Below are 23,012 nucleotides of genomic sequence, written 5' to 3'. Positions count from 1 at the left end.
CTTACGCCTTATCCGGCCCACCGGTATCCGCATTCTAAATCCTCTATAGATTTCGCGTCAGGGCAAGGCGGCAAGTAAGTGAATCCCCAGGAGCATAGGCCACTATGTGACTGGGGTGAACGCACGCAGCCAACGCCGCCATAACGTGAAATATGACGAGGATTAGACTTCTTCCATACGACCAAGCAGCGCCTGCAAACGTTCCTGCCAGCCGCTCTGCTGTTCCTTCAGAGAATTATTTTCACGCTCGAGTTCTTCACGCTGATGCTGTGCAGACTGCACTTCCTGCGTCAGGCTGTTGTTTTTTTCTTTCAGCTCTTCAATTTCCATCTGTAACAGGGTGATGGTGTCAATCGCCTGCTGTACTTTTGCTTCCAGTTTCTCAAACACTTCTAAAGACATGATCTTACCTCTCCTGAATTGCAAGGCGACGCTTCACGTAAACGCGCACAATATATAGTGTCGATTGTATGAAGCCCCGCTCTCGCTGTCCAGCGACATACCGCGTAGATCGCGGTTTGCAGCAATTTTCATCCATCTCCTGGTAACATTCATTCAATAACTTAAAAGTGTTAACATATTGGTTAATGAAATGATTCAATTCACTCTCTTCTGCTGTCTCAAAATGCGCCTCATGGCGCGATAACGCTCATTTTATTGACGCAGTACACACATTTTGATTTCGATATTTCTCGTTTTTGCTCGTTAACGATAAATTAACAGTGTGCCTACAGGGCATCGTGGATGTCCATGACCTCCTCGCATACCAATAATCATTACATACTCTTCAGGATCCGATTATGAGTCAAACATCAACCTTAAAAGGCCAGTGCATTGCTGAATTCCTCGGTACCGGGTTGTTGATTTTTTTCGGTGTGGGTTGTGTCGCTGCGCTTAAAGTTGCCGGAGCTACTTTTGGACAGTGGGAAATCAGCGTCATCTGGGGTCTGGGGGTAGCGATGGCTATCTACCTGACGGCAGGTGTTTCTGGCGCACACCTGAACCCGGCAGTGACCATCGCACTCTGGCTATTTGCCTGTTTCGACAAACGTAAAGTTGTTCCTTTTATTATTTCTCAAGTTGCCGGCGCCTTTTGCGCAGCGGCGTTAGTTTACGGGCTTTATTACAATCTTTTTGTGGACTTCGAACAAACCCACCATATCGTCCGTGGCAGCGTTGAAAGTCTCGATCTCGCAGGCATTTTCTCAACTTACCCGAATCCTCATATCAATTTTGTGCAGGCCTTCGCGGTTGAAATGGTGATTACCGCTATTCTGATGGGGCTGATTCTGGCGCTGACCGACGACGGAAACGGCGTACCTCGCGGTCCGCTTGCGCCACTGCTCATTGGTTTACTGATCGCCGTTATCGGTGCCTCTATGGGGCCGTTGACCGGGTTTGCGATGAATCCGGCGCGTGACTTTGGCCCCAAAATGTTCGCCGGGCTTGCCGGCTGGGGTGAAATTGCGTTTACCGGCGGTAGAGACATTCCTTACTTCCTGGTGCCGCTGTTTGGCCCCATCGTCGGCGCCATTCTGGGCGCGTTTGCTTATCGCAAATTTATTGGCCGTCATTTGCCGTGCGATACCTGCGTCGTGGAAGAGAAGGACTCCACCGCGACCACACAACAAAATGCTTCGCTGTAATCTGATTACGGGACAAAATTATGACTGAAAAAAAATATATCGTTGCGCTCGACCAGGGTACCACCAGCTCCCGCGCGGTCGTTATGGATCATGACGCGAATATCGTCAGCGTATCACAGCGTGAATTTGAGCAAATTTATCCTAAGCCAGGCTGGGTAGAACACGACCCGATGGAAATTTGGGCGTCCCAAAGCTCAACGCTGGTAGAAGTGCTGGCTAAGGCCGATATCAGTTCCGATCAGATTGCCGCTATCGGTATCACCAACCAACGTGAAACCGCGATCGTCTGGGAACGTGAAACCGGCAAACCGATATACAACGCTATTGTCTGGCAGTGCCGTCGTACCGCCGATATTTGCGAACAGCTTAAACGCGACGGCCTGGAAGATTACATCCGCGACAATACCGGTCTGGTCGTCGACCCGTACTTCTCTGGCACTAAAGTGAAATGGATCCTTGACCATGTGGAAGGTTCGCGCGAACGCGCGAAGCGTGGCGAGCTGCTGTTCGGTACGGTGGATACCTGGCTTATCTGGAAGATGACGCAGGGCCGCGTCCACGTTACGGATTACACCAACGCCTCACGAACCATGCTGTTCAACATCCATGATTTGGACTGGGACGATAAAATGCTGGACGTGCTGGATATCCCACGCGCGATGCTGCCCCAGGTACATAAGTCCTCCGAAGTCTACGGCCAGACCAATATTGGCGGTAAAGGCGGTACACGTATTCCTATCGCCGGGATTGCCGGGGATCAGCAGGCCGCGCTATTCGGCCAACTGTGCGTAAAGGAAGGAATGGCAAAGAACACCTACGGCACCGGCTGCTTTATGCTGATGAACACCGGCGAGAAAGCGGTAAAATCGGAAAACGGCCTGCTGACCACCATCGCCTGCGGCCCAAGCGGCGAAGTCAACTATGCGCTGGAAGGTGCGGTGTTTATGGCGGGAGCGTCCATTCAATGGCTGCGTGATGAAATGAAGCTCATCAGCGACGCATTCGACTCCGAATATTTCGCCACGAAAGTGAAAGATACCAACGGTGTCTACGTGGTTCCGGCCTTCACCGGTCTGGGCGCGCCGTACTGGGATCCGTATGCCCGCGGCGCCATTTTTGGCCTGACCCGCGGCGTGAACTCTAATCACATTATCCGCGCGACGCTCGAATCCATCGCTTACCAGACCCGCGACGTACTGGAAGCGATGCAGGCTGACTCCGGTATCCGCCTGCACGCTCTGCGTGTGGACGGCGGCGCAGTGGCCAACAACTTCCTGATGCAGTTCCAGTCAGATATTCTCGGCACGCGGGTGGAACGCCCGGAAGTGCGCGAAGTGACCGCGCTGGGCGCCGCCTATCTGGCTGGTCTGGCCGTCGGTTACTGGCAGAACCTGGACGAGCTGCAGGAAAAAGCCGTCATTGAGCGAGAATTCCGCCCCGGCATTGAAACCACCGAGCGTAACTACCGTTATAGCGGCTGGAAGAAAGCGGTTAAACGCGCAATGGCGTGGGAAGATCACGACAAGTAAGGTCGCCATCCGGCAAAATCTTTGTGCGGGGGCAACTCCGCACACACATCAATTATTCCCTCCTTCCCCTGTGCTACACTGCGCGCCACTCCTTTTTGCTACGAGTTTGTTATGAGACGAGAACTTGCCATCGAATTTTCCCGTGTGACCGAAGCGGCGGCGCTGGCTGGCTACAAATGGCTGGGACGCGGCGATAAAAATACCGCGGACGGCGCGGCGGTCAACGCCATGCGTATCATGCTCAACCAGGTCAACATTGACGGCACCATCGTGATTGGCGAAGGCGAAATCGACGAGGCCCCAATGCTCTATATCGGCGAGAAAGTCGGTACCGGCCACGGCGATGCGGTAGATATCGCCGTCGATCCGATTGAGGGCACGCGCATGACGGCGATGGGTCAGGCGAACGCGCTGGCGGTGCTGGCGGTCGGCGATAAAGGCTGTTTCCTGAATGCGCCCGATATGTATATGGAAAAACTGATTGTCGGTCCGGGTGCCAAAGGGGCGATCGATCTCAATCTGCCGCTGGCGGATAACCTGCGCAACATCGCGGATGCGCTGGGTAAACCGCTTGGCGATCTGACCGTGACCATTCTGGCAAAACCGCGTCATGACGAGGTTATCGCAGAGATGGCCAAACTGGGCGTACGCGTGTTTGCCATTCCTGACGGCGACGTCGCGGCCTCAATTCTGACCTGTATGCCGGATAGCGAAGTCGACGTGCTGTACGGGATTGGCGGCGCACCAGAAGGCGTGGTATCCGCAGCGGTGATCCGCGCGCTGGACGGCGATATGCAGGGTCGTCTGCTGGCGCGCCATGATGTGAAAGGCGACAGCGAAGAAAACCGCCGCATTGGCGAACAGGAACTGGCGCGCTGCAAAGCAATGGGCATTGAAGCGGGCAAGGCGTTATGCCTGGGCGACATGGCGCGTAGCGATAACGTTATTTTCTCCGCGACCGGCATCACGAAAGGCGATCTGCTGGAAGGAATTAGCCGGAAAGGCCATATTGCCACGACGGAAACGCTGCTGATCCGCGGCAAATCACGCACCATCCGCCGCATTCAGTCGATCCACTATCTTGATCGTAAAGATCCGGATGTACAGGCGCATATCCTCTAGCGCATTTGTTAGTTAGAGCCTTCCAGCCTCGCGGGGCTGGAAATCTTTCTCCTGACGAACGAAGATAAGGTTAGCGATTCAGAACAGGAGAAAACCATGGCCGATTGGGTAACAGGTAAAGTCACTAAGGTGCAAAACTGGACTGACGCACTGTTCAGCCTGACCGTTCACGCCCCCATTAATCCTTTTACTGCAGGCCAATTTACCAAACTCGGACTGGAGATCGATGGCGAGCGCGTTCAGCGCGCGTATTCCTATGTCAATGCGCCTGACAATCCGAATTTAGAGTTTTATCTGGTGACGGTGCCGCAAGGAAAGCTCAGCCCGCGGCTGGCGGCGCTAAAACCTGGCGATGAGGTGCAAGTGGTCAGCGACGCGTCGGGTTTCTTTGTACTGGATGAAGTGCCTGACTGCGAGACGCTATGGATGCTGGCGACCGGAACCGCTATTGGCCCGTATTTGTCTATTCTGCAATATGGCCAGGATGTCGCGCGCTTTAAAAATCTGGTCTTAGTCCACGCCGCACGCTTCGCCGCCGATTTAAGCTATCTGCCGCTAATGCTGGAACTGCAACAGCGTTATGAAGGCAAGCTGCGCATCCAAACGGTGGTCAGCCGGGAGAGCGTGCCAGGCTCGCTTACCGGACGCGTGCCAGCGCTCATTGAAAACGGCGAGCTGGAAAAAGCCGTTGGATTGCCGATGGATAAAGAGACCAGCCACGTTATGCTGTGCGGGAACCCGCAGATGGTGCGCGATACGCAGCAACTGCTGAAAGAGACCCGACAGATGACTAAACATCTGCGCCGCCGACCGGGGCATATGACGGCTGAACATTACTGGTGATGTTTTACCGAATGGCGGCTGGGGCTTATCCGGCCTGCAAATCATCACCAATCTGTAGGCCCGGTAAGCGTCAGCGCCACCGGGCAAATTACGGTTTACCGCCCGTTTACGGTTCTGCTTTAAACTTCACGCCCTGTGTCGCTTTCCCAAACTTATTTTCCCCCTGAACACCGACAAACGCGCCCAGATCGATAAGCATCATCACCAGGATCAGCGTCGGAATAAATCGCCCGACGACCCACTGCCACATCCCCGGCAGCATCACCCAGTTTCCGGCCAGCAGCATCCACGCCAGAATCATCAGCAACGCCCACGCGCCGGAGCGTCCCCGGTCATGCAGACGTTTGACCATGACGGCGGCGGTCGGCCACAGCAGGCACACCAGGCAAAATGCCGCCGTTTGGATATCAAGCAGATTTTTCCCCGCCAGCGAAAATAGCGCCAGCATCCCGGCAAACCAGAGGCCGATCCAAATCCAGAAATCACGGCGTCCGATACGCCCTTTAAATGAGAATAACCATTGCTGTATGGTCATGTAAGTTCCTTATATTTTGCCTTCCGCTACAGTTTACCCTTTTGACAAGCCCGACAGTTATCGTTTTAATCGTGAGCAGTCCTAACGAAAGGTAAGATTGATGAAGCCAGGATGTACTCTGTTTTTACTGTTGTTTTCTGCCCTCACCGCCAGCATAACGGCGCACGCGCAGCTCTCTTCATCGACCACGACAGCGCCCTATCTGCTGGCGGGCTCGCCAACCTTTGATCTTTCTATTAGCCAGTTTCGTGAGAACTTTAACCGCCAGAATCCCGATCTGCCGCTCAATGAATTTCGCGCCATTGAGAATAGCCGTGATAAGGCGAATCTGACCCGCGCCGCCAGTAAGATTAACGAAAATCTGTATGCCTCCACGGCGCTGGAGCGCGGTACGCTCAAAGTGAAAAGTATGCAGATTACCTGGCTGCCCATTCAGGGGCCGGAACAGAAAGCGGCGAAAGCGAAAGCGCTGGAATATATGGCCGCCATTATTCGCACTGTCGCCCCGTTACTGACAAAAGAGCAAAGCCAGAAAAAACTGCAAAAGATGCTTATCGCCGGTAAAGGTAAACACTATTACGCCGAGACCGAAGGCGCAGTACGTTATGTTGTCGCAGATAACGGCGAAAAGGGGCTGACCTTCGCGGTTGAACCGATTAAGCTGGCGTTATCTGAAAATCTGGAAGGGGCGAATTGATGACAAAAAGCAAAGCCTTTCCAGGGATGAATCTCTATACTGTTTCACAGACCATGCTGCTCTGACGAGCGGCCATCTTCCTTAATTCGCTGACTAAGCGTGGAGAAATGAAATGCGACATCCTTTAGTGATGGGTAACTGGAAACTGAACGGCAGCCGCCACATGGTAAACGAACTGGTGGCTAACCTGCGTAAAGAACTGACGGGCGTAGCAGGCTGCGACGTGGCAATCGCTCCGCCGGAAATGTATATCGATCTGGCGAAACGCGCTGCTGCCGGCAGCCACATCATGCTGGGCGCGCAGAACGTTGATCTGAATCTGTCTGGCGCATTCACCGGTGAAACTTCGGCTGAAATGCTGAAGGATATCGGCGCGCAGTACATTATTATCGGCCACTCCGAGCGTCGTACTTATCACAAAGAATCTGACGAGCTGATCGCCAAAAAATTCGCCGTACTGAAAGAACAAGGTCTGACGCCGGTACTGTGCATCGGTGAAACCGAAGCAGAAAACGAAGCGGGCAAAACAGAAGAAGTGTGCGCACGCCAGATCGACGCGGTACTGAAAACGCAGGGCGCGGCAGCCTTTGAAGGCGCGGTTATCGCTTACGAACCCGTATGGGCGATCGGTACCGGTAAATCTGCAACTCCTGCGCAGGCGCAGGCAGTGCACAAATTCATCCGTGACCACATTGCTAAAGCTGACGCGAAAATCGCTGAACAGGTTATTATCCAGTACGGCGGTTCTGTTAATGCCTCCAACGCAGCCGAACTGTTCGCGCAGCCGGACATCGACGGCGCGCTGGTAGGCGGCGCTTCTCTGAAAGCTGACGCCTTCGCCGTGATCGTGAAAGCAGCAGAAGCTGCTAAACAGGCTTAATTGCCAATCAATGTCTGATGGCGCTGCGCTTATCAGGCCTACCAGCCGAGTGCTTATGTAGGCCTGATAAGGTAAAGCCGCCATCCGGCATTTATGCTGTGGAGGGTAAGAAAGTAGTATCCCCGGCAACCTTAAACATCGCCCTCCAGCTCCGCGTATTCTCAGCCAGCCGATCATCACGAAATAACGCACTACCAGAAACAACACGATCGATGCCCTGTGCAATCAACGAAGGCAATTGATCCTGCGTTAACGACCCATCAATAACGATAATTTTACCTTCGCGTTTATCACCAAGTAGACAGAGAAGCTGCGCCACGCGCTCGTGCAAATCACTGGAGCGCATTTTACTGCCGTATCCAGGGTTCACTGCCAGTAGTTGAATAACCTCAACGTCGCTCAGAATAGGGATAATGACATCCAGAGGCGTTGCCGGGCATAAACTAATCCCCCGAATCACCGGCATTTCACCGCCAATAACGGGCACGGTCTGCTGACCAAGCCAGCTTAGCGTATGATGCAGATGAATATCGCCTTCAGCCTGAAGCGTGATGCAGTGTGCGCCCGCCTTCACGCAGGCTTGCGCCGCCGTCCATTGATCCGCTACCATCAAATGAACATCTTTGATAAAGGTTTGCGGCAGTTGCCCAACTGCCCATGGCCCAACGGTAAACTGCGGGCAAAATTGACCATCCATCAAATCCAAATGCAACAGCGGCTGGTTTAGGGCTTCCAACTGTTGCAGATAGCGATGCAACGCAATCCACTGCCCTGCCAGAATACCCACACTAAGCGGATATGACGCTAACAATGCCACACATGCTTCGCGCGTTAATCCGGCAAACTGGCTGTTCATGAGCGCTCCTTAAGGCATCAAACCCATAAAAACTTTTTTTGTCCGCGGACCGGTCATCAACGGTTCAAGCTGCTCCACGCAAGTTTTGTAGTGTGGCGTTGTCTTGTGAAAAGCGACGGCCTGTTCATCAATGTAGGCTTCATAAATATAAAATCGCGTAGGCACCTGCGGATCCTGCAGAACATCAAAACGCAAGTTACCCGGCTCTTTAATTGAGCCCAGATGATTCTGCCGAAAAACATCGATAAATTGTTCAACCTTGTCATCATGAACGTTAATTTCAACCAGCGTGACGTGCATCATTAACCCCCTGATTATTCCAAATAAAATAACAGTCATCCCCATCTCCTCGCATCGGTAAAAGATGGGGAAGCGATCTCATTTAACCTTTCTCACTCAAAAACAGCTCATAAGCACGCTCTGCTGTTTCGTTATGATGAACGACAGCATGTACCGCTTTAATCATGGCTACCGGATCTTCTGACTGGAATATATTACGCCCCATATCTACGCCAGAAGCCCCCTGGTCAATCGCCTGATAGCACATTTCCAATGCTTCACGTTCAGGCAGTTTTTTACCGCCGGCGATGACAATCGGCACCGGACAACCTGCCGCAATACGCTCAAAACCTTTATCGACATAATACGTTTTGATAATTTGCGCCCCCATTTCCGCAGCGATACGCGTTGCCAGTGAAAAATAACGCTGGTCGCGAGCCATATCTTTACCCACCCCGGTCACTGCCATTATTGGCATCCCAACGCGTAACCCGGCATCAATCAGTTGAATAATATTTTTAATCGACTGATGTTCATGCTCACTACCAATATAAACCTGTGCGGCAGCAGCACAGCTATTCAACCGCACAGCGTCATCCATCGCCACCGCAACCGCCTCATTGCTTAATTCAGTGAGAATAGAATTCGCCCCGGACGCGCGTAAAACGACTGGTTTATTGATTGCCGGAGGTACCACACTGCGTAATATGCCGCGAGTACACATTAAGACATCAGCATATTCAAAGAGCGGCGCAATATTGATATCAATACGCTCAAGTCCGGTTGTCGGCCCCTGGAAATATCCATGGTCAAAGGCCAGCATGACCGTTTTTCTGGTCCTGGGATTAAAAATCCTCGCCAGTCTGGACTGCATTCCCCAATCCAGCGCGCCACAGCCTTTTAATGCGAACAAAGTGTTAGTTTGTGGTTTATCGGTGTGAAAATCTTTGCCATCTTTAATATCATCTAAATCAGCCATTCTTTACTCCGTCGATACATAACAGTTATCAGAAATCATATTTGTCGATATTGTCTTTGTTGAAAATGACACGCTCCGGCAATAACACAATGCCGTTACCTTTTGCCTCATAGTGATATCCCTGCTCACTATTAGGTGAAACGGTGACTTTGCCGATGCCGGGAATATCCAGTGAATCACCGACATTCATTGGCATATTTTTCAGCAACGCGTTGGCGACATATACGGAAATTTTTCCCTGTTGGACGACATCCCACAGGCCAAACTCTTTAACAGTGCCGCGCTGAACATAAGGGCGCATTACATTCGGCGTACTAAAACCAACAATCGCGAGATTATTACGTTTAAGGTTCTCCGCCGCCTGTGCCGCAGCAGGTAAAGCGTTAGCGTCAGGCGCGATGATGGCATCCAGATCGGGATACGCTTTGATGATACCTTCCGCCGTCTGGAGCGATTTCGTGGCATCGTTATAGCCAAACTGGGTAGTGACTATCTCCCACCCCGGATGTTCCTGGCTAATTTTGGCTTTAGCTTCTTTCACCCACTGGTTCTGGTCGGTCACCGTTGGGCTGGAATAGAAGAAAGCGACTTTCGCTTTCTCTTTGTCCACCTGATGAGCGGCCATCTCTACCAGCATGCTGCCGAGCTGTTTTGGCGTCCCTTGATTGATATAGTAAGAACGGCACTCCGGCTTGGTATCGGAATCCCAGGTTAATATTTTCACGCCTCTTTGCATTGCCCGCTTCAACGCCGGGCACAGGCCATCAGGCGAAACGGCAGAAACGATAATGGCGTCATACCCCTGATTGACAAAGTTATTCACCAGTTGAACCTGGCCTGAGACGCTGGGCTCTGTAGGGCCATCGTAAGTTACGTCAATGCCCAGCGCTTTTCCCGCTTCCTGCGCGCCATTGCCGCCGCTGGTAAAAAAGCCCACGCCAACCAGTTTGGGAATAAAAGCAATCCGCTCTGCCGCCTGCACGGTCATTGCCGCAGATGCCAGACCAAACGCAGTGAGTAAGGCGATCATTTTAATGCTGTGTCTTGCCATTTTTTTCTCCATAAATTTCAAAAGGAAATCATGCCTGATGCGCATTGCGACGGCGTGAGTACCATTCAAGGATTTGGTGACGATGCAAACTGACGGAACGACCAACGACAACAACAATGAGAAGCGCACCGGACAATGCGCTGGAAATTTGATTCGGCACTCCGGCCATCTGTAGCCCCTGCTGTAAAAATCCCACCAGCAGCGCCGCCAACGCGGACCCCATAATCGACCCGGAGCCGCCATAAATATTGGCACCTCCCAGCACAACCGCCGTAATGGCCGGCATCAGGAAAGAGGCGCCCAGATCCGAACGTGCGGAGCCAAAGTAAGAAACCAGTAATACGGCGGCGATAGCGGAGGCGCATCCGGTCATGGCATACACGGTATACAACGTGCGATTCACCGGGATCGCGCTGTACTGCGCGACACGGGCGCTCTGGCCAATCAGGAAAACGTTGCGTCCCATATGCGTGCGATGCATGAGCAGCCAGAAAAACAAACAGCACACAAGAAAAAAAATAAGCGGCATAGGAATACCAAGAAATGAAATATTGGCAAAGTCAGTGAACGCTGTGGGAAATCCACCAATACCTTCATAACCTGTGGCGCCAGCCATACCAGATAACAATAATGCGCTACCACCAAATAAATACATGGTTCCCAGGGTAATCACCAACGGGTTTACGCCGGTATAAATAATAAGTCCGGCATTTATCAGCCCACATATTGCGCCGAGTAGTAGGGTAATAATAATCGCTAAAGGTAGCGGCATACCGAGCTGAAACAGCACACCCAGGGTAATCGCGCATAGCCCGATTGTAGAACCAAATGAAATATCCATACCACCGCTGACAATAACCATTGTTAGCGGCAAAGCGACAATACCGATACAAATAAAATCGCTAGTGCTAAAAAGTAAGACATTAATATCTAATAAACGTGGATTAATCAGACCGAAAGCCAGAATTTCAAAGATCAATAAGGCTGCCAGCGCAATTTCCCAGCTATAGCGTCGCCATGGATTCATCATGCCACCTCTTTGTTTTTATTCTGTTGTGCGTGCGTTTTTGCTTCCGCCTGTAGTGGAGTGGGTGGTGATATAAAACGGGCATATTTCTGGCGGCGCAGATTGCGTTGTAATGCGCAACGCAGCCGCCCATCGAATACCAGTACGCCCAACAATACCAGGCCAGCAATAAAATCGTTCCACCAGGCGGGGATGCGCAGCAGCACTAACACACTATCGATTTGCGTAAGAAAATAAGCGCCGAGAATAGCGCCGATGACCGTGCCTGACCCGCCTAACAGGCTAATTCCCCCCAATACGCAGGCCGCGATGGCTTTCATTTCCAGCCCCGTGCCGGTTTGATTGGGAATGAAGCCAATCTGCGAGGCAAACACGATTCCAGCCAATGCCGCCATACCGCCATTAAGTGAAAATGCCATGATGCGTACCATCTCGGTACGGACACCCAATTGCCGGGCGCCCTGCAGGTTATCGCCGGTGGCGTAAAAATTGCGGCCAAAGGCGGTTTTCGCCAGGAGCCAGGCCATAAGCAGCGCTAACACCAGGGTAAACCAGCCGATTGCGGAAATTCCCAGAAACACCGGAGCAGAGAGTTGCTTTAAGCCTGCGGGTAATCCTTCAATCCATTTTCCCCCTGTCCATAGCAGCATGATCCCACGATACAAGCCCAGCGTTCCCAGCGTGGCGACAATGGCGGGTATCTTCAACCAGGCAACCAGTACGCCATTAAAAAATCCGGCGACAATTCCTAATATTAGTGTGGCCAGGCAGGCGACCGGCAGGCTATAGCCGGCGTTTAACATCACTCCCAGCAATACCGCGCACATTCCTGTCGTCGAGCCCACCGATACATCAATATTGCGGGTGAGCATTACCATCGTCGCGCCAATTGCCAACAGCATCAAAATTTGCGCGCTACTGAAAACCATTGTCAGCGTTTGCACGCTCAAATACTGGCTATCCAGCGCGCCAGGAAACACGAATAAACAGACTATTGCCAGCAGTGCCGTCGCTTCCCGATTATTTTGGATGAATTTCAACATGTTGCCTCCGACGCACCATGTTCGCCAAACGCAACGTGCATGATGGTATCAACGTTAATTTCCTCGCCGCATAACGCAGGCCCCCCCAGTTCCCCCTGGTGCATGACATATACGCGATCGGCCATCTGCTCTATCTCTTCCAGATCGGAGGAAATAAACAGCACTGCGACATTTTGTTGCGCGATACTGCGCAACAGCTGATAAATATCGCTGCGGGCGGAGACATCGACACCGCGGGTCGGTTCATCGACAATCAGTAATTGCGGAGAGGCTTCCAGGCATTTAGCAATCAATACTTTTTGCTGGTTACCGCCGGATAAAGTACGCGCCGCCTGTTCGGCATTATTGAGTTTGATATTTAACGCGCGGTGGTAACGTTCAAGAGTGGCGTTATCCCGCTGGGGCTTTATCCAAAATCCTTTTTGGTTGTGGGTCAGCGAACAGACATTCCATGCCAGGGAAGCGTCAAGATACAGCCCGGATGACTGCCGATCTTCCGGCAAATAGACCAGGCCGAGCTGCAACCGCTGTTGGGTTGTCAGGGCGTTAATTTCTTCACCATTGAACAGCATCCGCCCCGCATTGACCGGTCTAATACCGTACAGCGTTTCAGCCAGTTCTGTGCGTCCCGCGCCGACCAACCCGGCCAGACCAAGTATTTCACCTGCCCGCACCTCAAGGTTGATATTCATAAAACCTTCGCCCGTCAGCGACTCCAGCGCTAATACCGTCGCGCCGCGTTCGTTCTGCGGGCGGCTGCCAGGCAATTCCAGCCACAACTTTTGATTCGCGGAAAGACTGACGCCCTGCGTTGCCGGGGTGATAGCTTGAATAATCTCGTCGGTAGAAAGGTCATGCGTTTTTCCGAATAATGCGATTTTACCGTCACGCATCACGCTAACGCAGTGAGCTAACTGTCTAATTTCTGGCAGCTTATGAGAAATAAATACAATTCCGACCCCTTTTTTCAGCAACTCTTGCAGACGCGTAAATAACCGGTCAGTTTCGGCTGGCGTTAACGACGCCGTGGGCTCATCAAGAATTAAGATTCGCGAGTCGCGCATCAAGCCGCGCATAATTTCAACGATCTGGCGGTCTGCAACATCAAGCGTACCCGCAGCGCTCGCCGGATCGAGTTGGCATCCCATCGCCTTTAATAGCTGCTGCATTTTTTCCGTGGAGGCCTGACGTCCCTGCAAGCCAAACAAGATATTTTCCCGCACAGATAAACTCGGAAATAACAGAGGCTCCTGGGGAACCAGGTAAATGCCATACTGGTGCGCCTTCAGAGGCGTTAAATGACTGCAACGCACACCAGCAATATCGATAGTCCCTCCATCTGGCGGGACTATACCGGCAATAATCTTCATTAATGTTGATTTACCCGCACCATTGCCGCCAAGCAATGCGTGCACCTCTCCCGCATGCAGAGTAAAGTCAATTCCCTTTAGTACTTCGACGCCGGAATAACTTTTATAAATGTTCTGCACACAAATCAGAGGGGATGCAGTATTGTGACTGATTTGCATGTTGCCTCCGCTCCCTCAATGTTGACTGACGGGACTGAACAAATGTTTTTTGAAAAAGAAATTGTTCAAAACGGTAGTAGTTATTTGGTCAAAAAACTCTCATCCAGATCACGTTTTCTGAATAAATGAATTTTTATATGATAAATGTTCAGATTTGACGCGTTTTTGTGGCGTTAATCACGGTTATTTCGGAGTGATAACTGAACAATTGTGTTAATGATTTAGAAATGTTCAAAGTAAAGCCAGGTTATGACAATGAGCGATAATACGTTGGTATCTGATTATGGAATGTGCGAAGAAGAGCAGGTGGCGCGTATTGCCTGGTTCTACTATCACGATGGATTGACGCAGAGTGAAATCAGCGAGCGTCTGGGGCTAACCCGGCTGAAGGTTTCTCGTCTGCTGGAGAAAGGGCATCAGTCCGGTATTATTCGCGTACAAATCAACTCCCGCTTCGAAGGGTGTCTTGAGTATGAAAATGCCTTGCGCAACCACTTCGCATTGCAGAATATCCGCGTGCTGCCGGCATTACCCGATGCCGATATTGGTCTGCGCTTAGGAATCGGCGCCGCCCATATGTTGATGGAGTCACTGCGGCCACAGCAACTGCTGGCCGTCGGCTTTGGCGAAGCCACGATGACCACATTAAAACGCCTCAGCGGATTTATCTCGGCGCAACAAATCCGACTGGTCACGTTATCCGGCGGCGTGGGGCCGTATATGACCGGAATAGGCCAGCTTGATGCCGCTTGTAGCGTAAGTATTATGCCCGCGCCGCTGCGCGCATCATCGCAGGAAATTGCCTGCACGCTGCGCAATGAAAATAGCGTGCGGGATGTGATGCTCACAGCGCAAGCTGCCGATGCCGCCATCGTGGGGATTGGGGCAATTAACCAGAAAGATCAAGCCAGTATCTTAAAATCCGGTTATATCACTCAGGGTGAACAACTCATGATTGGCCGCAAAGGCGCAGTAGGCGATATTCTGGGCTATTTTTTTGATGCTCATGGCGAAATTATTCCAGACATCAAAATCCATAACGAATTAATTGGCCTGAAGTTAAATTCACTTTCCACGATCCCAACCGTGATTGGCGTCGCCGGCGGCGAACAAAAAGCAGAAGCTATTATTGCCGCTATGCGCGGTAACTATATCAATGCGCTGGTTACCGATCAGAAAACCGCAGGAAAAATAATTCAACTTATTGAAAAATAAAAAAATAAAATAACACTTACCTCAATTCAATAAACAATAACTGACAGGATTTTATGTAACGATGTAAAAATAGCCGAGGATAAAAAAATGGCTCGACTCTGTACCCATACTGAATCAGGACATTACCTGATGGCTCTTGACGCCGGTACCGGTAGCGTCAGAGCAGTAATTTTTGATCTACAAGGAAAGCAAATAGCTGTCGGTCAAGCGGAATGGCAGCATCTGGCCGTGCCGGATGTGCCTGGTTCGATGGAGTTTGATCTTGCCAAAAACTGGCAACTGGCTTGCCAGTGTATCCGTCAGGCACTACAGAAAGCCGCCATCCCTGCAACGGCTATCGCTGCCGTATCGGCCTGTTCGATGCGTGAAGGCATTGTTATTTATGACAGTAACGGCGAACCCATTTGGGCCTGCGCTAATGTTGACGCCCGCGCGGCGCACGAAGTCAGTGAATTAAAAGAGCTGCACGATAACACCTTTGAGGAGGAAGTTTATCGTTGCTCCGGGCAAACGCTGGCGCTCAGCGCTATTCCGCGTCTGCTCTGGCTTGCCCACCATCGTCCGGATATTTATCATCGCGCGTCAACCGTCACTATGATCAGCGACTGGATGGCCTTTATGCTCAGCGGCGAACTGGCGGTCGATCCCTCCAACGCAGGCACGACGGGGTTATTGGATCTAGTGACCCGCAACTGGAAACGTAGCCTGTTACAGATGGCGGGCCTGCGTTCTGACATTCTCTCGCCGGTAAAAGAAACCGGGACGCTGCTCGGTCACATTTCACAGAAAGCGGCTGAACAGTGCGACCTGCAAGCGGGTACGCCGGTCATCGTTGGCGGCGGCGATGTGCAGTTAGGCTGTCTGGGGCTGGGCGTCGTACGCCCGGCGCAAACGGCCGTGCTGGGCGGAACCTTCTGGCAACAGGTCGTCAATCTTCCCGCGCCGGTCACCGACCCAAACATGAACGTTCGCATCAATCCTCATGTGATCCCCGGTATGGTACAAACCGAGTCTATTAGCTTTTTTACTGGGTTAACGATGCGTTGGTTCCGCGACGCCTTTTGCGCCGAGGAAAAACTAATCGCTGAAAGGTTAGGTATTGATGCGTATTCCCTGCTGGAAGATATGGCCAGCCGGGTTCCTCCCGGCGCGCACGGTGTGATGCCCATCTTCTCTGACGTTATGCGTTTTAAACGCTGGTACCATGCCGCGCCGTCGTTTATCAATCTGTCTATCGATCCTGAAAAGTGTAATAAAGCGACCCTATTTCGCGCGCTGGAAGAGAATGCCGCCATTGTTTCCGCCTGCAATTTACAGCAAATTGCCGCGTTTTCCGGCGTACAGGCCGACTCGCTGGTTTTTGCCGGCGGAGGATCTAAAGGCAAATTATGGAGCCAAATACTTGCCGACGTTACGGGACTCACCGTTCACGTACCTGTCGTCAAAGAAGCTACCGCGCTAGGGTGCGCTATTGCCGCAGGCGTTGGCGTGGGTGTCTGGCCATCGCTGGCGGAAACGGGAGAAAAGCTAGTGCGCTGGGATCGGGAGCATAAACCTAATCCTGAAAATTTTGCTGTCTATCAGCAGGCCAGAGAAAAATGGCAGGCCGTTTATCAGGATCAACGCGCGCTGGTCGATGGTGGCTTAACGACATCCCTCTGGAAAGCGCCAGGCCTGTAACAGGAGAATAAGCATGCAAAAAACGAATGAGAAGAATCATGAATACCGCTTTGGCGATAATGGCCCTAAATACTTAATCCGTGGGCCGGGCTGCGATATGGGCGTCGTCATACTACAACCAGGGCAGTCATTCCCTAACCATCGCCATAATACCGCTTGTGAGATTTTTTATACCCTAAGCGGTGAAGTGTGCCTGTATCTGGAAGGAACACCTCATATCCTGCAAACTGGAGATGTTTTACAGTGCGAACCTGGGGAGGCGCATTATCTCATTAATAACGGCGATAAACCCTGGAAAGGCGTGTTTATTAAATCGCCGCATCTGGAAAATGACAGCCACCCCGCAGATCCACCGGCCTGGTAACGCCCGCGCCATCGCCAGATTTTGCCGGATAGCGCCACGAGAGCCTTGTCCGGCCTCCAAACGGCATTCGTTAATGCAATATCAAGCTGCCATTTGATGACCTGTTGGTTCAAGATATCACACTGATGATCCTGAATTTCCTCGGCAGAAGCGCGATTGAAGATCAGTAAATTACGCTCGGTCGCCAGCAGGACAAAAGAGCCATCGCTTTGGCGTATCACCGCCAGCGCGATACATCACAGCATCCCCGCCCGCGCAGGAACTTTCCCTGGTCCCATCGCCACCACAGCAGCAAAAAATAGCAGTGCGGTCATAAACTCCGGCAGTGGCGAAGTCGCCCACAGAAGGATAGTAACGCCAACGATGATGAAAGGGAGGAACAGAGGATGGGACAACCAGAGCGACATACCTGTCTCCTGACGATTTTTTCAGCAAGAATACGACGGACAGTCAGGCAGGTAAACGCCAGATATAGTGAGGTTATCGCAGGATTAAGCGGACAGATCAGTGATAATGAATTTCACCAAAGTATTCAGACAGCACGTAATAGCGACAATACTCAAAAGGGCTGTCCTTCCCGGCCTGAAACGTCTGTCTGGCGACGGATAGCAGCGGTTTATTGGCGGCGATTTGCAATTTTTCGCACAGGTCGGCGGAAGGTAAAATCGCCTCAACTTTTTCTATCGCCGAGTCGCTTGTGACGTTTAATAACGAATAAAGCGACGTATGCTCCAGCGCCTGCGGTGTGAGTTGCAGATCGGGAAAGAAGCTAAGATCGAGATAAATTTTCTCATGGTTAAATGGACGGTTATTCAGGCAACGAATACGCGAAATATAGAGATAGTGATGCTGTGCGGGCAGGCTCAAGCCGTCTGCCTGAGCGTCGCGCGCGCGGCGCGGCACGATTTCCAGAATACGGTTCTCAATCGCCACGCTGGCGTCCTGGAGATCGCGGGTAATACCGCGAAACGTGTGCCCGTAGCTCACGCCTTCCGGCACCGAGCACACCACCGAACCACTCCCGCGCTGCGACGAAATAATGCCCGCATTGATTAATTCGCTCCAGGCCTGTTTAACCACAATCAGCGAGACGTTGTAGGCTCTGGCGATCTCTTTTTGCGTCGGCAGCTGGCTGCCTAAAGGCAGGGATCCATTTTGGATCTGCTGACAGATGATAAAAAATAGTTGCTTATAAAGCGGAGTAAAGCTCGTTTTATCAACCTGCAAGCTGCGCACCTCACGTCTTCGCCAGCAGGGGACGTTTTACCGTCCCCGGCAGGGTGAATTCGCTACCCTGCGATTTGCCTGGCCAGTTCTGCCAAATCGAAATGATTCATACGATCCAAAGTCGTTAAATAATCGGCGGGAAAAGCCTCCACGCCATGGAATGCGCCGGAAATCGCCCCGACCATGGTGGCGACAGTATCAGTATCATTGCCGATATTAACGCCGGAGATAATAGCATCTACGGCAGAATTCGGACAACACGCGAACAGGCCAAAGGCCGCCGGCACCGCTTCACTCACGTGCAGCCCGGAGCCAATAATATCAGCAAGTTCCACCACCGCCGTTTCCCAATGGCGATGACGTTTACCGATATCCACGGCCAGTTCAATGCGTCGGGCAACGGAAGGCCCGGCGACCATCATCGCCCCTTGCTCCTGCGCCAGCAGATAGCCCCTTTGCGCACCGTAAATACCGGCGGCAATAATGCTGTCTGCGTTGGTCTGCGCTCTTAACGCCTCGCTGGTTGCCGCCGCCATCGCCGCTGCGCCGGACATCGCCAGCACGTTATTATGGGTAAAGCGGCAAATCTGCAGCGCGCAGTCAATCGCCGCGTCAATATCACCCGGATGCAGCACCGCCGCTGGCCAAATCTTCATGGCGGCGCCGTTCGTTGCCTCCGCGTTACCCTTATTAATGATCTGTACCGATTGTTTTTCGCCTTCCAGCTCACCCTGTAAAGATGCGCGGTTATCATTGAATATTGCCTTCATTGCCGCACGCGTCGTCGGGCCGGTAAAGTTGGCGTAGTACGGGTAATCCAGCCACTGCTGAAAAGCCTCGCGCATCGCCTCGTCGCTGACCTGGCGTTGATGGCGCAGCAGCGCATCCATGATGTACTTAGCCTGAATAAAATCATCCGTGCACATCCCCGCTTCGTTGCAGCGGCCAAACGTGTCCGCTGGCGGTTTTTGAAAGGTCGTCACCCAGCCGCCAAAATAGTCTTTTATTTGCTGCTGGGTGCGTACTTCCGTCGCGGCTCCCATCGCGTCCGCGGCGGCGGCGCCCACCAGGCATCCCAGTATTTTGTTTTGATCAACGTGCATGATGACTCCTTATTTCACGGTCATGGCTTGTGCCAGCGAATGGCTGGAAAGAAAAGTGTTGAGTTGGTCAGGAAACGGTAAAGCGGTCATTGCGCCCTTTGCCGTTACCGCCATGGCGCCGCAGGCGTTGGCATTGCTGATGGCCTCCGCCAGCAGGGCATGGTTCCAGCAATTTGCGCGGGAAAGGGTGAACAGCAGGCCGCCGACAAAAGCATCACCGGCTCCCGTGGTATCAACAACATCGACGCGCGGTGCGGGAAAATGGAACTCCCCCTCGGCGGTAATCAACAGCGCGCCATCGGCCCCCAGCGAAATGATCGTGGTGTCACAGCCAAGATCGCGCAGGTAATAACGCGCATCCTGCCAGTGACTGGCCCCGCTGAGCTGGCACAGCTCATCTGCCGAGACTTTGCAGATAGAAGCCAGCGCGGCGGACCGGGCGATCAGTTCAGGGATTTCATCAGTATTCCCCCACATTTTGCTGCGCAGATTGACGTCAAACAGTACGTAACCACCCGCTTCACGCATTCTTCTCGCCCCCTCAAGGCACGCCTCGCGAGCGGGCCTGTCGGTGAGGCCAATTGAGCTGAAGTAAAACCATTCGTGCTGCCTGAACGGCGGCAGGTCCTGCGGCGAAACGTAGGTATCGGCACCAGGATGCACCAGATAGGTAAAACTACGCTCCCCATCAGCCGTCAGGTTGACGATCAGCACCGCGCTGGTCAGGGCTGCATCCAGCCTTAGAAACGTGACATCCACGCCGTTATCCTGAAAAACCTGGCGCAGAAAACGGCCGGCGTCATCATCACCAAGACAACCGATAAAACCGCACTCTCCGCCCAGCCTGGCAACGCATACCCCCACGTTCGCCGACGCTCCGCCGGGGCATTTCAGATAGCTGTTCTGTTTTTCCGGCACCAGATCAACGGAGGCATCGCCGATAACCCAAACCTTATTCATGGCCTTCATTTGCGCCTCCTTATGCCTGCTTCTGCGCCAGGGCAAGCTGAATATCACGATAATATTCGTTATTAATCAGATACTTTTTCATCAGCAGCCCAACCGCAAGATGGAACAGTGCCGGAATGAGCGTCATCATCAGCGCAATACCGGTGAGCGAACGCGCGCTCTGTTCAACATCGGCCTGATAGCCAAAGTGGCTCAGCAGGAATCCGAGTATCCCGCCCGCGATCCCCATCCCAAACTTCTGGAAGAAGAGGATGCCGCCAAACGCCAACCCGGAAACGCGCAGACCGGTTTTCTTTTCTCCGTAATCCACCGCTTCGGCGATAGAGGACCAGAACACCGGCATTTGCATATCGCAGAAGAAATTAATAAGAAAATAGAACGCAAACGCCAGGATAAGATTTTCACGCCCGACGGAGAAATACATCAGCGCGCTCAGGATAAAGGTAATAATCTGGGTGTAGCGGAACATCTTAATTTTGTCCCAGAACTTGGTTATCCAGGTGGTGGCAATCATCGCTAAAATAGAGGCAACGACGCCGGTAGTCAGGAAGGGTGAAATCAGGCTATCTCCGCCGTTCAGATAATACTTGGCGTAATAAGCGGCAACGGAACCGCGAATAACATAACCGCACATCAGCAGCAGAATAACAACGCCGAGAATAATCCACTGATCGTTACGTAACAGATATTTAAACTGTTTCCCCACCGATAGCGAGGTAATCTCCGGCTCGCTGCGTTCACGCGTGGTGAGAAAACAGAAGATAAACAGCAGCGCACCCATTGCCCCCATTAAGCCCATCGAAAACTGATAGCCCAAAGCCTTATTACCCTGCCCCAGCCAGACGGCAAGCATCGGTACGACGATAGTCACCAGGAAAGCGGCAATCTTAGTCATCACAAAACGATAGCCGTTGGCACTTAACCGTTCGACGGGGTCGCTGGTAATCACGCCAATCATCGAAATATAGGGAATGGTGATCGCGGTATAGACCAGGGTCATAAGAATATAGGTGCCATAGGCCCACGCCAGCTTGGCCATATAAGCCATATCAGGCGTAATAAACATCAAATAAACGGCGAAGCCAAAAGGAATAGCAAACCACAGCAGCCACGGGCGATAACGCCCCCAGCGCGTATTCAGTTTATCGGTAAGAACCCCCATGGCCGGATCGATAATGGCATCAATCATCCGCACAACCACAAACAGTACGCCAACATCAGCGGCGCTCAGGCCGTAGATATCGGTATAGAAATAGGCGAGGAGCAGCTGCATGGCGATAATCACAACGTTTATCGCCATATCTCCCGCGCCGAAGCCGATTTTTTCCACGATAGAAAGTTTCATGTTGATATTCCTTTACGCTTAACAGCGCAAATCTGGTGAACAATTAATGATGTCACTACATGAAATAAAAACGTTTTTATATAAGCCATCCACCAGACAATCTATGGAGGCTATGAAGAGAGTGTAACTAACCATCAAAAGATATAAAGGTATACCTTTATATCTTTTGATCGGTTTCACATATTTTTATAGACACGATCTTACCCCAGTTTTAAACCGGGATAAGAATCAATAAGATAATGAGCAGGGGGGTGTAACGAAAATCAGCGGGAAGACAAAATGGCGCAACTATGGTCCTGAATCTCTTCCGCCGATGCGCGATTAAGCGTCAGCAGGTTACGCTCGGTCGCCAGCAGAACAAAAGAGTCGTCGCTTTGGCGTACCACCGCCAGCGCATAGCGTCCCATATGATCGCGCGCTTCCGGCACCTCTTCCGCCAGCATCATAAACGGACTACGCTGCGCCAGTTCGCTCTCGGTTACCCGGCGCGCCAGGTATTCATGCCCCATCAGGCCACCCGGCAGCGGAAGCCAGCGAGTGCTGATGCGCGTGAGATCGTTATCCAGTTGTTCCCGAACGTCAGGACGGATGCAAGAAATATGGATATGCAAATGGTCCTGTGAACGACCAAGCCGCGAATTAATCGCCAGCGAGACCGCGCTATCCGGAATATCATGCCCGTATTTTTTACTCATATAGCCGCGAGCCTGCCAGGCCAGCCAGAAAAAGTTGGGCGTAGCGGGTTCCAGCAATAGCGGGCTTTCTGTACCGTTGATACGGTAGGTGGGCATCAATAAATATTGCAACGGACCGTGACGATCTTTAAAGACGACATAGCCGGCGCGAGGTTTGACTTCCGCGCAAGGCGCTGGGTTTTGATGCTGTAACTGATCGGGCAGGCACTGTTCAAGCACGATTTCCCGTAATGCATCAGGGTTGCCGGAAAATTTCCAGTAACCGACGCCCGCCGCGGCGACAATCACTATCACCGCCAGTAAAAAGTAGCCTGTTTTTTTCATGATATGCGTTCCCTGTGACCCATAGACGGGGAAGAGTAACGCAAAATTGTGGCAAAGAAAAAACCCGGTAACAT

General features: G+C 52.1%; 23 protein-coding genes and 2 pseudogenes. 9 read left to right on the top strand and 16 right to left on the bottom strand.

Going from position 1 to position 23,012, the window contains the following annotated elements:
• Positions 1–162: 162 nt before the first annotated feature.
• Positions 163–402, bottom strand: coding sequence for a septal ring assembly protein ZapB (zapB, locus tag EOS97_RS10985; protein ID WP_000051370.1), 240 nt, complete (start codon positions 400–402; stop codon positions 163–165).
• 398 nt (positions 403–800) lie between these two features.
• On the opposite strand from zapB, the gene EOS97_RS10980 reads away from it, so the two are divergent.
• The 4 genes from EOS97_RS10980 (at position 801) to fpr (ending at position 5,140) form a co-directional block, all read left to right on the top strand.
• Positions 801–1,646 (top strand): MIP/aquaporin family protein, encoded by an 846-nt coding sequence (locus tag EOS97_RS10980; RefSeq protein ID WP_000084285.1) that lies wholly within the window; start codon positions 801–803, stop codon positions 1,644–1,646.
• A 20-nt stretch (positions 1,647–1,666) separates the two neighbouring features.
• The gene (gene glpK / locus EOS97_RS10975; RefSeq protein WP_127836146.1) at positions 1,667–3,175 is read left to right on the top strand and encodes a glycerol kinase GlpK; all 1,509 of its coding nucleotides are present in this window, start codon (positions 1,667–1,669) and stop codon (positions 3,173–3,175) included.
• Between the two features lie 111 nt (positions 3,176–3,286).
• Entirely contained in the window at positions 3,287–4,297 is a 1,011-nt protein-coding gene (gene glpX / locus EOS97_RS10970; protein ID WP_001250624.1) for a class II fructose-bisphosphatase, read from the top strand.
• 96 nt (positions 4,298–4,393) lie between these two features.
• On the top strand, positions 4,394–5,140 hold the full coding sequence (gene fpr, locus EOS97_RS10965) for a ferredoxin--NADP(+) reductase (RefSeq protein WP_000796303.1): 747 nt from the start codon (positions 4,394–4,396) through the stop codon (positions 5,138–5,140).
• Between the two features lie 106 nt (positions 5,141–5,246).
• On the opposite strand, the gene EOS97_RS10960 is transcribed toward fpr, so the two are convergent.
• Entirely contained in the window at positions 5,247–5,675 is a 429-nt protein-coding gene (locus EOS97_RS10960; protein ID WP_000155239.1) for a DUF805 domain-containing protein, read from the bottom strand.
• A gap of 100 nt (positions 5,676–5,775) precedes the next feature.
• Between EOS97_RS10960 and EOS97_RS10955 the strand changes: the two genes are divergently transcribed.
• Together EOS97_RS10955 and tpiA are read left to right on the top strand one after the other, a co-directional pair.
• On the top strand, positions 5,776–6,372 hold the full coding sequence (locus EOS97_RS10955; protein ID WP_000802241.1) for a YiiQ family protein: 597 nt from the start codon (positions 5,776–5,778) through the stop codon (positions 6,370–6,372).
• A 112-nt stretch (positions 6,373–6,484) separates the two neighbouring features.
• Positions 6,485–7,252, top strand: a complete 768-nt coding sequence (tpiA, locus tag EOS97_RS10950; RefSeq protein WP_001216339.1) for a triose-phosphate isomerase — start codon at positions 6,485–6,487, stop codon at positions 7,250–7,252.
• A 91-nt stretch (positions 7,253–7,343) separates the two neighbouring features.
• Here tpiA and EOS97_RS10945 read toward each other — a convergent pair whose 3' ends face one another.
• The 7 genes from EOS97_RS10945 to lsrA form a co-directional block, all read right to left on the bottom strand.
• Entirely contained in the window at positions 7,344–8,108 is a 765-nt protein-coding gene (locus EOS97_RS10945) for an epimerase (RefSeq protein ID WP_001088047.1), read from the bottom strand.
• A 9-nt stretch (positions 8,109–8,117) separates the two neighbouring features.
• Complete coding sequence (gene lsrG, locus EOS97_RS10940; protein WP_001519465.1) at positions 8,118–8,408, bottom strand: (4S)-4-hydroxy-5-phosphonooxypentane-2,3-dione isomerase; 291 nt, start codon at positions 8,406–8,408, stop codon at positions 8,118–8,120.
• 82 nt (positions 8,409–8,490) lie between these two features.
• The gene (lsrF, locus tag EOS97_RS10935) at positions 8,491–9,366 is read right to left on the bottom strand and encodes a 3-hydroxy-5-phosphonooxypentane-2,4-dione thiolase (RefSeq protein WP_000774150.1); all 876 of its coding nucleotides are present in this window, start codon (positions 9,364–9,366) and stop codon (positions 8,491–8,493) included.
• Between the two features lie 28 nt (positions 9,367–9,394).
• Complete coding sequence (gene lsrB / locus EOS97_RS10930) at positions 9,395–10,417, bottom strand: autoinducer 2 ABC transporter substrate-binding protein LsrB (RefSeq protein ID WP_000090737.1); 1,023 nt, start codon at positions 10,415–10,417, stop codon at positions 9,395–9,397.
• Between the two features lie 28 nt (positions 10,418–10,445).
• Positions 10,446–11,447 (bottom strand): autoinducer 2 ABC transporter permease LsrD, encoded by a 1,002-nt coding sequence (lsrD, locus tag EOS97_RS10925; protein WP_000981826.1) that lies wholly within the window; start codon positions 11,445–11,447, stop codon positions 10,446–10,448.
• Entirely contained in the window at positions 11,444–12,487 is a 1,044-nt protein-coding gene (gene lsrC, locus EOS97_RS10920; RefSeq protein ID WP_000911133.1) for an autoinducer 2 ABC transporter permease LsrC, read from the bottom strand. Before lsrC ends, lsrD begins: the two co-directional genes overlap by 4 nt.
• Positions 12,481–14,016, bottom strand: coding sequence for an autoinducer 2 ABC transporter ATP-binding protein LsrA (gene lsrA / locus EOS97_RS10915; protein WP_001167248.1), 1,536 nt, complete (start codon positions 14,014–14,016; stop codon positions 12,481–12,483). The genes lsrC and lsrA overlap by 7 nt, the downstream gene beginning before the upstream one ends.
• 255 nt (positions 14,017–14,271) lie before the next feature.
• Here lsrA and lsrR point away from each other — a divergent pair, with 255 nt between their 5' ends.
• The 3 genes from lsrR to EOS97_RS10900 all read left to right on the top strand — a co-directional run bounded on the left by lsrR (position 14,272) and on the right by EOS97_RS10900 (position 17,275).
• Positions 14,272–15,231: a transcriptional regulator LsrR gene (gene lsrR, locus EOS97_RS10910; RefSeq protein ID WP_001283049.1), complete on the top strand. Its 960-nt coding sequence runs from the start codon at positions 14,272–14,274 to the stop codon at positions 15,229–15,231.
• Positions 15,232–15,318: 87 nt separating this feature from the next.
• On the top strand, positions 15,319–16,911 hold the full coding sequence (gene lsrK, locus EOS97_RS10905) for an autoinducer-2 kinase (RefSeq protein ID WP_000113083.1): 1,593 nt from the start codon (positions 15,319–15,321) through the stop codon (positions 16,909–16,911).
• A gap of 13 nt (positions 16,912–16,924) precedes the next feature.
• On the top strand, positions 16,925–17,275 hold the full coding sequence (locus EOS97_RS10900; protein ID WP_001173080.1) for a cupin domain-containing protein: 351 nt from the start codon (positions 16,925–16,927) through the stop codon (positions 17,273–17,275).
• 101 nt (positions 17,276–17,376) lie between these two features.
• Here the strand turns inward: EOS97_RS10900 and EOS97_RS10895 are convergent.
• The 7 genes and pseudogenes from EOS97_RS10895 to EOS97_RS10865 all read right to left on the bottom strand — a co-directional run.
• Positions 17,377–17,505: pseudogene (locus EOS97_RS10895) on the bottom strand (CDP-diacylglycerol diphosphatase); the annotation flags it as partial.
• A 51-nt stretch (positions 17,506–17,556) separates the two neighbouring features.
• Positions 17,557–17,682, bottom strand: a pseudogene (locus EOS97_RS10890) (hypothetical protein); the annotation flags it as partial.
• 97 nt (positions 17,683–17,779) lie between these two features.
• Positions 17,780–18,502 (bottom strand): GntR family transcriptional regulator, encoded by a 723-nt coding sequence (locus tag EOS97_RS10885; protein ID WP_023165890.1) that lies wholly within the window; start codon positions 18,500–18,502, stop codon positions 17,780–17,782.
• 62 nt (positions 18,503–18,564) lie between these two features.
• Positions 18,565–19,605 (bottom strand): ADP-ribosylglycohydrolase family protein, encoded by a 1,041-nt coding sequence (locus tag EOS97_RS10880; RefSeq protein ID WP_000557882.1) that lies wholly within the window; start codon positions 19,603–19,605, stop codon positions 18,565–18,567.
• 9 nt (positions 19,606–19,614) lie between these two features.
• Complete coding sequence (locus tag EOS97_RS10875) at positions 19,615–20,574, bottom strand: aminoimidazole riboside kinase (RefSeq protein ID WP_000646498.1); 960 nt, start codon at positions 20,572–20,574, stop codon at positions 19,615–19,617.
• Between the two features lie 10 nt (positions 20,575–20,584).
• Positions 20,585–21,919 carry an MFS transporter gene (locus EOS97_RS10870; protein ID WP_000777314.1) on the bottom strand — a complete coding sequence of 445 codons (1,335 nt, stop codon included), beginning with the start codon at positions 21,917–21,919 and terminating at the stop codon, positions 20,585–20,587.
• Between the two features lie 263 nt (positions 21,920–22,182).
• Complete coding sequence (locus EOS97_RS10865) at positions 22,183–22,938, bottom strand: CDP-diacylglycerol diphosphatase (RefSeq protein WP_000750762.1); 756 nt, start codon at positions 22,936–22,938, stop codon at positions 22,183–22,185.
• Between the last annotated feature and the right edge of the window lie 74 nt (positions 22,939–23,012).

The sequence above is a fragment of the Salmonella sp. SSDFZ54 genome, from assembly GCF_004010735.1.
GTDB lineage: Bacteria > Pseudomonadota > Gammaproteobacteria > Enterobacterales > Enterobacteriaceae > Salmonella > Salmonella enterica.
This window is presented reverse-complemented; position numbering and strand designations above follow the sequence as displayed.

Excerpts from the sequence above, each read along its gene's own strand:
- glpK (WP_127836146.1), top strand. The coding sequence starts at position 1,667 with ATGACTGAAAAAAAATATATCGTTGCGCTCGACCAGGGTACCACCAGC.
- EOS97_RS10870 (WP_000777314.1), bottom strand. The coding sequence starts at position 21,919 with ATGAAACTTTCTATCGTGGAAAAAATCGGCTTCGGCGCGGGAGATATG.
- EOS97_RS10980 (WP_000084285.1), top strand. The coding sequence starts at position 801 with ATGAGTCAAACATCAACCTTAAAAGGCCAGTGCATTGCTGAATTCCTC.
- zapB (WP_000051370.1), bottom strand. The coding sequence starts at position 402 with ATGTCTTTAGAAGTGTTTGAGAAACTGGAAGCAAAAGTACAGCAGGCG.
- EOS97_RS10875 (WP_000646498.1), bottom strand. The coding sequence starts at position 20,574 with ATGAAGGCCATGAATAAGGTTTGGGTTATCGGCGATGCCTCCGTTGAT.
- EOS97_RS10900 (WP_001173080.1), top strand. The coding sequence starts at position 16,925 with ATGCAAAAAACGAATGAGAAGAATCATGAATACCGCTTTGGCGATAAT.
- lsrF (WP_000774150.1), bottom strand. The coding sequence starts at position 9,366 with ATGGCTGATTTAGATGATATTAAAGATGGCAAAGATTTTCACACCGAT.
- lsrC (WP_000911133.1), bottom strand. The coding sequence starts at position 12,487 with ATGTTGAAATTCATCCAAAATAATCGGGAAGCGACGGCACTGCTGGCA.
- EOS97_RS10945 (WP_001088047.1), bottom strand. The coding sequence starts at position 8,108 with ATGAACAGCCAGTTTGCCGGATTAACGCGCGAAGCATGTGTGGCATTG.
- EOS97_RS10865 (WP_000750762.1), bottom strand. The coding sequence starts at position 22,938 with ATGAAAAAAACAGGCTACTTTTTACTGGCGGTGATAGTGATTGTCGCC.
- tpiA (WP_001216339.1), top strand. The coding sequence starts at position 6,485 with ATGCGACATCCTTTAGTGATGGGTAACTGGAAACTGAACGGCAGCCGC.
- fpr (WP_000796303.1), top strand. The coding sequence starts at position 4,394 with ATGGCCGATTGGGTAACAGGTAAAGTCACTAAGGTGCAAAACTGGACT.
- lsrD (WP_000981826.1), bottom strand. The coding sequence starts at position 11,447 with ATGATGAATCCATGGCGACGCTATAGCTGGGAAATTGCGCTGGCAGCC.
- lsrB (WP_000090737.1), bottom strand. The coding sequence starts at position 10,417 with ATGGCAAGACACAGCATTAAAATGATCGCCTTACTCACTGCGTTTGGT.
- EOS97_RS10960 (WP_000155239.1), bottom strand. The coding sequence starts at position 5,675 with ATGACCATACAGCAATGGTTATTCTCATTTAAAGGGCGTATCGGACGC.
- lsrK (WP_000113083.1), top strand. The coding sequence starts at position 15,319 with ATGGCTCGACTCTGTACCCATACTGAATCAGGACATTACCTGATGGCT.
- lsrR (WP_001283049.1), top strand. The coding sequence starts at position 14,272 with ATGAGCGATAATACGTTGGTATCTGATTATGGAATGTGCGAAGAAGAG.
- glpX (WP_001250624.1), top strand. The coding sequence starts at position 3,287 with ATGAGACGAGAACTTGCCATCGAATTTTCCCGTGTGACCGAAGCGGCG.
- EOS97_RS10955 (WP_000802241.1), top strand. The coding sequence starts at position 5,776 with ATGAAGCCAGGATGTACTCTGTTTTTACTGTTGTTTTCTGCCCTCACC.
- lsrG (WP_001519465.1), bottom strand. The coding sequence starts at position 8,408 with ATGCACGTCACGCTGGTTGAAATTAACGTTCATGATGACAAGGTTGAA.
- lsrA (WP_001167248.1), bottom strand. The coding sequence starts at position 14,016 with ATGCAAATCAGTCACAATACTGCATCCCCTCTGATTTGTGTGCAGAAC.
- EOS97_RS10880 (WP_000557882.1), bottom strand. The coding sequence starts at position 19,605 with ATGCACGTTGATCAAAACAAAATACTGGGATGCCTGGTGGGCGCCGCC.